Source organism: Dolichospermum circinale AWQC310F, assembly GCF_000426925.1.
GTDB lineage: Bacteria > Cyanobacteriota > Cyanobacteriia > Cyanobacteriales > Nostocaceae > Dolichospermum > Dolichospermum circinale.
In genome coordinates this window covers 1-521 of the sequence record NZ_APIZ01000371.1, presented here as the reverse complement: position 1 = coordinate 521, position 521 = coordinate 1, and the positions used below count along the sequence as shown (strand labels likewise).

The 521-nt window shown below is 33.6% G+C and carries 2 protein-coding genes; both read right to left on the bottom strand.

What is annotated here, in order from left to right:
* On the bottom strand, positions 1–325 hold a 325-nt coding region (locus ACIR310F_RS0100450), incomplete at its 3' end, for a Uma2 family endonuclease (protein WP_035367370.1).
* Positions 326–358: 33 nt separating this feature from the next.
* Positions 359–508, bottom strand: coding sequence for a Uma2 family endonuclease (locus ACIR310F_RS23925; RefSeq protein ID WP_414534016.1), 150 nt, complete (start codon positions 506–508; stop codon positions 359–361).
* Between the last annotated feature and the right edge of the window lie 13 nt (positions 509–521).

Below are 521 nucleotides of genomic sequence, written 5' to 3'. Positions count from 1 at the left end.
TTTTCTGTTGTTTTGGTGTAAGTTGATTCCATCTTTCTAATTTTATCCAAGCAGCATCAGGAGAACGTTTTGCACCTGTAGAAAGTGTAAATCCCGTGCTAGAATCAAAACAAATTCCTGTGTTATCTTTTTCTGACCACACATATAATTGTCCAGCTAAGTTAAAGTTACGGTTTCCTGTTTCTGAACCTGCTGGTGGCATAATTGATATTTCTCCAAATTGATTTCTCTCAATGCGTAAATCACGGTTTAATTGACAGAATTGAAAAAATTGATCATCTGTCATGGATGAAGGCATTTGCAATATTAAGGGAGATGAAAGCATAATTATTTCCTATTATTTTGTTGATTATTTTCTTTACCAAATTTTACCCATATTCAAAACAAATCCTGGTAAAATAGGATCACAATTCACCACATCAGGATTTTCTAAATATTCTTCTTTTTCTCCAGGACGATAAATATAAACTCGGCGATTTTTACGGTCAATTAATAACCCTAGTTGGATTCCTGGTTCTTGC